Origin of the sequence: Streptosporangium sp. NPDC000095, assembly GCF_042899335.1 — a bacterium.
Lineage (GTDB): Bacteria > Actinomycetota > Actinomycetes > Streptosporangiales > Streptosporangiaceae > Streptosporangium.
Map to the genome: position 1 here is coordinate 158,504 of NZ_JBIAZS010000020.1, position 8,690 is coordinate 167,193.

6 protein-coding genes are annotated in these 8,690 nt (G+C 70.0%); 5 read left to right on the forward strand and 1 reads right to left on the reverse strand.

Features of this window, described 5'->3' with window-relative positions; all coding sequences use genetic code 11:
* Positions 1-123: 123 nt before the first annotated feature.
* Positions 124-3,357 carry an efflux RND transporter permease subunit gene (locus ACFY3V_RS34430; protein WP_389779316.1) on the reverse strand — a complete coding sequence of 1,078 codons (3,234 nt, stop codon included), beginning with the start codon at positions 3,355-3,357 and terminating at the stop codon, positions 124-126.
* A 118-nt stretch (positions 3,358-3,475) separates the two neighbouring features.
* On the opposite strand from ACFY3V_RS34430, the gene ACFY3V_RS34435 reads away from it, so the two are divergent.
* The 5 genes from ACFY3V_RS34435 to ACFY3V_RS34455 all read left to right on the forward strand — a co-directional run.
* Positions 3,476-3,928, forward strand: a complete 453-nt coding sequence (locus tag ACFY3V_RS34435) for a MarR family transcriptional regulator (protein WP_350949734.1) — start codon at positions 3,476-3,478, stop codon at positions 3,926-3,928.
* Positions 3,929-3,992: 64 nt separating this feature from the next.
* Positions 3,993-4,766, forward strand: a complete 774-nt coding sequence (locus ACFY3V_RS34440; RefSeq protein ID WP_362904621.1) for an SDR family oxidoreductase — start codon at positions 3,993-3,995, stop codon at positions 4,764-4,766.
* A 78-nt stretch (positions 4,767-4,844) separates the two neighbouring features.
* Positions 4,845-6,011 (forward strand): MFS transporter, encoded by a 1,167-nt coding sequence (locus ACFY3V_RS34445; protein WP_362904619.1) that lies wholly within the window; start codon positions 4,845-4,847, stop codon positions 6,009-6,011.
* A gap of 304 nt (positions 6,012-6,315) precedes the next feature.
* Complete coding sequence (locus ACFY3V_RS34450; protein WP_389779319.1) at positions 6,316-7,986, forward strand: ABC-F family ATP-binding cassette domain-containing protein; 1,671 nt, start codon at positions 6,316-6,318, stop codon at positions 7,984-7,986.
* A 155-nt stretch (positions 7,987-8,141) separates the two neighbouring features.
* A partial coding sequence (locus tag ACFY3V_RS34455; protein ID WP_389779321.1) for a nitronate monooxygenase occupies positions 8,142-8,690 on the forward strand: 549 nt, incomplete at its 3' end.

Below are 8,690 nucleotides of genomic sequence, written 5' to 3' on the forward strand. Positions count from 1 at the left end.
ATTCCGCCGCCCGCACCCACCCGGCCCCGGGCGCCGCCCTCCCCGCGGACCCGGGAAAAGGTGTGGGCCGCTCACCTCGTGCGAGGTGAGCGGCCCACACCTTTGTCTACGGGTGTTTACCGGCTATCGGGCCGTCGGCGCCAGCTCGTCCTTGTCGTAGACCTTCAGCCGCGAGTGCTCACCCCTGGGCTTACGCCGCAGCCGCTCCTTGAGCCGCTCCACCGTCACATACAGGGTCGGCACCAAAACCAGCGTCAGCAGCGTCGACGACAACAGCCCGCCGATCACCACGATCGCCAGCGGCTGGGAGATGAACCCGCCGGAACCGGTCAGCCCCAGCGCCATCGGGATCAACGCGCAGATCGTCGCCACCGCGGTCATCAGGATCGGCCGCAGCCTGCGCCGGCCACCCTCGATCACCGCCTCCACGATGCCCATCCCCTGCTCACGGTACTGGTTGATCAGGTCGATCAGCACGATCGCGTTGGTCACCACGACGCCGATCAGCATCAGCATGCCGATCAGGGCGGGAACCCCCATCGGCGTACCCGTCACCAGCAGCAGGCCCACCGCGCCGGTCGCCGCGAACGGCACCGACACCAGCAGGATCAGCGGCTGCACGAAGCTCCGGAACGCCGCCACCATGATCATGAAGACGATCGCGATCGCCGCCAGCATCGCCAGCCCCAGCTGCCCGAACGCCTCGTCCTGATCAGCGCTGACCCCGCCCATGGTGAAGCTCGCCCCCGCCGGCAACGCCAGGGCATCCAGCTTCGACGTCACCTCCGTCGTCACACTGCCCAGGTCACTGGCCGTCGCCGTACCCGACACCGTCGCGCTGCGCTCACCGTCGATCCGCGTCACCTGCGTGGGACCGTCCACCACGGCCACCTCCGCCACCTGCGACAACCTCACCACCCCCGTGGCCGTCGGCAACCGCAGCGCCTCCACCGCCTTGACGTCCTCAGGAGCGTCCGCGGTCCGCAACACCACCGCACCCGCGCGGCCGTCCAGCGTCAGCTCACCCAGCGGCGCCCCCCGGAACTGCTGCGCCACCAACTGGCCGATCTGCGTCTCGCTCAACCCCCTGGCCGCCGCCTTCTCCCGGTCGACCCGCACCTCGACCCGCTCGGCACCGTCCTCCAGGTTGGAGGTCACATCCCGCAACCCGCCCAGATCCGCCATCGCCGCGCGAACCGTCTCGGTCGCGCTACGCAGCGTCTCCACATCCGGCGCCTGCACGATCACCTGCAGCTGGTCGGTCGACCCGCCGCCGGGACCGCCCTGGCCGCCGCCCACCGTGACCGTGCCGATCTCCGAGGCCTTCAGCAGCGCCAACCGCTCGCGCAACTCCTCCTCCAACGCCGCGCTGTCGGTCTCCTCGGCGACCGTCACCGAGTACGACGCCCGATCACCACCGCCACCACCGGCGCCCAGGAAACCGCCGCCACCGCCCACGTTCACCTGGTAGTCGCGCACCCCCTGCAACGACGACAAAACCTCCTCGACCTTCTTGGCCGCCGCGTCCGTCGCCGCCAGGTCGGTGCCCGCCGGCATCCGCTGGCTGATCGAGACCGTGTCCTGCCCTGAGGAGTCGATGAAGTTGGTCTCCAACCGGCCCGCCAGCCCCATCGTCGCGGCGAACACCACCACCCCCACAAGCACCGTCACCAGCCGCCGCCGCGTCGCGAACCGCAACACCGGCAGATACGCCCGCTGCAGCGGACTGCGCAACTCCTTGGCCTCGGCCTTCTCACGCACCACCCGCGCCTGCTCCGGCGACAAAACCGGCGCCTTCAAGAACCAGTACGCCAGCACCGGCACCACCGTCAACGACACCAGCAGCGACGCCAGCAACGCCACCGTCACCGTGATCGCGAACGGTGCGAACAGCTGCCCCACCATGCCGCCCACCACCGCGATCGGCAAGAACACCGCCACCGTCGTCAGCGTCGAGGCCGTCACCGCGCCGCTGACCTCGCGCACCCCGGCCAGTACCGCCTTGCGCTTGGCCTCCCCGTAGCTCAGATGACGCTTGATGTTCTCCAAGACCACGATGGAGTCATCCACCACCCGGCCCACCGCGATCGTCAGCGCCCCCAGCGTCAGCAGGTTCAGCGAATAGTCGCCCACCCACAACGCGATCAACGCGATGATCACCGACAGCGGGATCGACGCCGCCGTCACCAGCGTCGAGCGCACCGACAACAAGAAGACCAAGATGACCAAAACCGCGAACGCCAGTCCCAGCAACCCCTCGGTCGTCAGGTCCTCGATCGAACGCTCCACATACGGCGCCTGATCGAAGATCACCGTGATCTCCGAGGAGTCCCCGATCGCCCGCACCATCTCCGGGAGCTTCTCGCGCACCGCGTGCGAGATCGCCACCGCGTTGCCGTCCGGCGCCATCGTCACCGACAGGCCCAGGCTCGGCTGCCCGTTGGTCCGCGTCAGCGACGTCGCCTCGGCCGGCGTCCGCTCCACCGTCGCCACCTCACCCAGCCGCACCGGCTTGGGAGCCGCCTGCGCACGCGCCTGCCCCTGCGGGGCCTGAGCAGCCGCCCCGCCCCCCGGCGCCTGCCGGGCCTGCGGCGGCGCCTGCTGCGCCTGCGGCGCAGCAGGCATCAGATACAGATCCTTCAACTCCTCCAGCGTCTCGACCCGCGCCCCCACCTGAACCGTGAGCGACACCTTGTCCTCGGTCACGCTGCCCGCCGGAACCGGCTGCCCGTTGGCCCGCAGCACATCTCCCACCGCGGCCGGCGACAACCCCAGCGCCGCCAGCTTCCCGACATCCGGAGTGATCGTCACGACCTCGTCACGGGCGCCCGTCACCGTCGCCTCGCGCACCCCCTCCACAGCCCGCAACTCCGGCACCACCAGCCGCTCAAGCCGCTCGGCCATGGCCCGCTGATCACCGCCGTCCCCCACCGCCAGCTGCATCACCGGGATGTCGTCGGTCCCGCCCGACAGGACCTGCGGATCGACCGCCTCCGGCAGCTGCGTCCTGATCCGCGAGATCGCCTGCTGCATCTGCGCGACCGCCGCGTCGATGTCGGTGCCGTACTCGAACGCCACCTGGACCTGCGCCATCCCCTCCCGGGAGGTCGAGGTCACCTCCGAGACCCCCTCCAGCCCCTGGAAACTGTTCTCGATCGGCTTGGTCACCTGCTCCTCGACGATCTCAGGAGAGGCGCCCGGATACGGGGCCGCCACGAACGCCCCCGGGAACGACAGCGAGGGCAGCAGCTGTTGTTTCAGTGAGGGGATCGCGAAAAGACCGAACGCGCTCAACACCAGCGTGATCAGTATCACGAGGCTGCGGTTGGCGAGGCTCAACCTGGCCAGGGACGTCATGGAGGCAGGCTCCTCAGGGAGGGACATCACAACAAGATTCGTCCCAGACTAACACTTCGCCTCAGGCGAATATTTAACGAAGCTTACCAATCCTGATAACCTTCTCAGGAAGCGAGAGGTGAGCGTGAACAACGACGACCGCGAACAGCTGATCGACCACATCGGCGCCGTCCAGCGCGCCCTGGGCCGGCTCCTCGCCCAGCAAGGCCCCCCGACGCCACTGTTCGACTCCAACCTCACCATGCGCCAGCTCAAAGTCATCCTCATCCTTTCGGGCCAGGACCTCGCCTCCGGCCAGGACCTCGCCACCCACCTCGGCGTCGGCCTCGGCACGGTCACCGGCATCGTCGACCGCCTCGTCGCCCGCGGCCTCGTCACCCGCCGCGAAGACCCCCACGACCGCCGCATCCGCCGCGTCGAACTCACCCCCGCCGGACGCGCCCTCACCGAACAGATCACCGACGCCGGCCTCAACGAGTTCCGCCGCCTCCTGCAACACCTCGACACCCCCACCCTGCGCGACCTCGCCACGATCATGAACAAGATCCAACACGCCGCGCTCACCCGCTGAGACCACCACTCACCAGCCGAAAAACCCTCCCACCCCAAAAGGTAGGATGATAGGTTCTGTCGCTGTGACAGAACCCACAAACACCCTCTTCTCCCTCACCGGCCGCACCGCCCTCATCACCGGCGGCAGCTCCGGCATCGGACACACCATCGCCCACGCCCTCGGCCACGCCGGCGCCAACATCGTCATCGCCGCCCGCCGCACCACCCACCTCACCCAAACCCTCACCGAACTCCACCACCACAACATCAACGCCGCCACCATCACCGCCGACCTCGCCAACCCCGACGACATCACCCACCTCTGCCACCAAGCCCCCACCTTCTTCGGCGACATCGACATCCTCGTCAACAACGCCGCCAACAACATCCGCCCCCCCATGACAGAACTCACCACCGACGACTACCACCAGACAATGGCCGTCAACATCACCGCCCCCTACCTCCTCGGCCAACACTTCGGCCCCCTCATGGCCCAACGCGGCTGGGGCCGCATCATCAACATCGGCTCCCAGCAATCCATCAGAGCCTTCGGCAACAGCGGCGCCTACGGCATCTCCAAAGCCGCCATCACCGGACTCACCCGCTCCCAAGCAGAAGCCTGGTCCCCCCACGGCGTCTGCGCCAACACCATCATCCCCGGCTTCGTCCTCACCCCCCTCACCCAAACCGTCCAAGACACCCCCGGCCTCCCCGAAGCACTCGCCGCCCGCACCCTCACCGGCCGCAACGGCCACCCCGCCGACTACGCCGGCATCGCCGTCCTCCTCGCAAGCAACGCCAGCGCCTACATCACCGGCCAAGCCATCTGCGTCGACGGCGGCTTCTCCGTCCACTGACCACCCAACACCCCACCCCCACCAAACCCCCCATAATTGAATACGCCCCGGATCCACCACACCGGCCGGGAAACACCCATGACCACCACCCAGCACCCCACCAACGCCCGCAAAGCCCTCTCCTACTTCTTCATCCTCCTCGGCATCACCTCCGGAGCCTGGGCCGCCCGCATCCCCGCCGTCAAACACACCCTCGACCTCAGCGACGGCCAACTCAGCTACGGCCTCCTCGCCACCGCCCTCGGACTCGTCACCGGCATGCGCTTCGCCGGACACCTCACCGACCACCTCGGCAGCGCCCGCCTCATCACCCCCGCCGCCATCGCCACCGCACTGTCCGTCATCCCCCCCGGCTACGCCACCACCCTGCCCACCCTCATCGCCGCCCTATTCCTCTTCGGCCTCACCAACGCCTTCCTCGACGTCTCCATGAACGCCCACGGCGTCGAAGTCGAACGCGCCTACCACCGCCCCCTGCTGTCCTCCTTCCACGGCATGTTCAGCATCGGCGGCCTCATCGGCGCCGGCATCGGCGCCACCTTCGCCCACCTCCACCTCAGCGCCGCCACCACCCTCACCGCCGTCGGCATCCCCCTCGCCCTCATCTCCCTGTACGCCCGCCGCCACCTCCTGCCCACCCCACCACCTCCCCCAACCCCCACCCACCACCGCCACCACCGCACCCGCGCCCCATGGACCGGCTGGATCATCCTCATGGGAACCGTCGCCTTCGCAGGCCTCGTCGGAGAAGGCGCCGCCAACGACTGGACGGCCGTCTACCTCTTCCAGAACCTCGGCGCCCCCCAAGCACTCGCCGCCGCCGGATTCGCCGTCTTCTCCACCACCATGACCATCGGCCGCTTCGCCGGAGACCACCTCGCCCAACGCTTCGGACCGGTACGCCTGGTGCGCTACTCCGGCCTCACCGCCGCCCTCGGCCTCGGCACAGCACTACTCGCCGGCCAGATCCCCATCGCCTTCATCGGATTCGCCCTGTTCGGCCTCGGCCTGTCCACCATCGTTCCCCAGATCTTCTCCGCCGCGGGCAACCATGACCCCGCCCGCGCCGGCCAGGCCATCGCCCAAGTCGCCACCGTCGGCTACGCCGGCCTCCTGGCGGGCCCCGCCATCATCGGCGGCGCCGCCGAACTCATCGGCCTGCCCGCGGCCCTGGGCATCCCCGCCCTGCTCGCCGCCTTCATGGCCGCCTCCGCCGCGGCACTGCGCCCCCGTACGACATCATGACCGGCCAACGACGCGGGTTTGCCTTTGGTGGATGGGTCTTTAGTCCGCTGTAAATGATCTTGAATCCAACCGGATGCCTTTACAACGTAGATTAATAGATGTCACAGGCAGGCGAAATCCGGATGAGCCCAGGGTGCCCGGGTTGTTAGAGTGACCGTCATGGCACGAGGTATCTGGTCGCAGAAGATCCGCTCCGCCCGCTGACGGCGGCGCCTTCTTCCTGCTGAATCCGCGCTCGCCGTCCCGGTTCCCGCCGGGCGGCCTCTTACCGCTGCCCGGCTCCACTGCGAGCTGCGGAGCACCGTTGAACCTCAACCCGACCCCCGAAACCATCTCCCTGCCCATCGAGGCAGGCGACAGCGCACACGTCCGCGCCACGAACGTCACCGTCACCCGTGGATCCCGGCGTGTCCTGAACAACCTCTCGGTCACCGTCTCCGCCCGATCGAAAATCGCCGTCGTCGGCGAGAACGGCCGCGGCAAGACGACACTGCTGCACGTCCTCGCCGGACTGATCACGCCGGACGAAGGCACCGTGCACCGGGCCGGCACGATCGGCCTGGCCCGTCAGGAACTGTTCGCACGAGACGGTGAGACCGTCGCCACCTTGACCTCCCAGGCACTGGCCGCCTCCCTCGCGGCTCTCGGCGCGCTGCGAGAGGCGACCCTCGCCATGACCGAGGGCGATCCCAGCGCCGACGACCGCTACGCCGCCGCGCTCGACGCCGCCACCCGGCTCGACGCATGGGACGCCGAACGCCGCCTCGACGTCGCCCTCGAATCCCTCGGCGCCTGCACCGACCGCGACCGTCCCCTGGCGACGCTGTCGGTCGGGCAGCGCTACCGGGTGCGGCTGGCGTGCCTGCTCGGCGCACGGCACGACGTTCTACTGCTCGACGAGCCGACCAACCACCTTGACGCCGGCGGGCTGGACTTCCTGACCGGCAGACTGCGCGAGCACGACGGCGCCCTCGCCGTCGTCAGCCACGACCGGGCACTGCTGCGCGACGTCGCGGACCGCTTCCTCGACCTCGACCCGGCCCGCGACGGCAAACCACATCTGTACGCCGGCGGTTACGACGCCTGGCAAGACGCCCGGCGTCGCGAACGTGAGCGCTGGGAGCAGGACCACGAGCAGCAGCAGGCCGAGCACCGGCGACTGCAGGAGGCGGTCTCGAAGGCCCGCGACCGGCTCTCCACCGGCTGGCGGCCGGACAAGGGAACCGGCAAGCACCAGCGCCAGTCCCGCGCGCCGGGCGTGGTGCAGGCCCTGAACCGGCAGCAGGACGCCCTGCGGGCGCACCGCATCGACGTACCGCAGCCGCCGTCGGCCCTGCGGTGGCCGGACCTGGGCGTCCGGCAGGGCGCGCCGCAGTTGCGCGCGCACGGCGTCGCCGTCGACGGGCGGCTGACCGGCCCGGTCGACCTCACTCTCGACGGGGGCGACCGGCTGCTCGTCACCGGGCCGAACGGCGCCGGGAAGTCCACATTGCTCGCGGTGCTGGCCGGCTCGCTCCAACCCACCGACGGGCATCTCTGGACGGCGAAGGGCGCGCGAATCGCCTGGGTCACCCAGGAGACCGCCGAGCAGGCCCCCGGACTCACCGCCCTTGAGGCGCACGCCCGCCAGGTGGGGCGGCTGGTGGCCTGCGGGGCGCTGCGCGACGCCGACGCCGTACCGCTCGGGGCGCTCGGGCTTTTCGACTCCGCCGCGATGCGCGTCCCGGTCGAGCGGATGTCGCAGGGACAACAGCGGCGCCTCGGCCTGGCGCTGGCGCTGGCCGGGCGGCCCGGTCTGATCCTGCTCGACGAACCGACCAATCACCTGTCGTCGACGCTGGTCGAGGAGTTGACCGACGCGATCCGCGACACGAGCGCCGCCGTCGTCGTGGCCACACACGACCGGCAACTGCTGCGCGACCTCGCCGACTGGCCGCGCCTGGAGATAGGCGGGTCGGCACCGCGATCCGGCTGATGTGACGCTCGGTCGCATAGGCTCGCAGAACCCGATGACTCCTCGACGTGCTCGGCCGGTGAGTCCTGGCCGTTCGGCCCGTTCACCGTCGTGACGCCGGCGACGACCGGGTGCCGAAGGAGACGAGAAGAAGATGGCCGTCCAGGCTGCCGGTCATGCAGGCTCCCATGGCCGGTGGGGCCTCCACCCCCGAACTGGCCGCGGCCGTGTCCGAAGCCGGGGGCCTGGGGTTTCTCGCGGCCGGCTACAGGACGGCCGCGCAGATGCGCCAGGAGATCGAGCGGACACGCGAGCTCACCTCCCACCCGTTCGGGGTGAACGTGTTCATGCCCACGGCCGACGACGTCGACCAGGCCGAGATCGACGACTACGCGCGAGCCATCGGGAAAGAGGCACGGCGGCTGAGCACCACCTTGGGAGTCCCGGTCGGGGGCGACGACGACTTCCCCGCCAAGGTCGCCGACCTGCTGGCGGATCCGCCGGCGATGGTGGGGTTCACCTTCGGGTGCCCACAGGACGAGCTGGTCCAGGCGTTCCGCGACAGGGGTACCACCGTGGTGGTCACGGTGACGTCGGGGGGCCGGGGGCGGGGCCCCCCCGCCCCCCCCCCCCCCCCCCCCCCCCCCGGGGGGGGCCGCCGGGCCCCCCGGGCGGGGACCAACACCCCCCCCCCCGCGCAGCCCCCCGCGGCCCCCCGCGGTGAC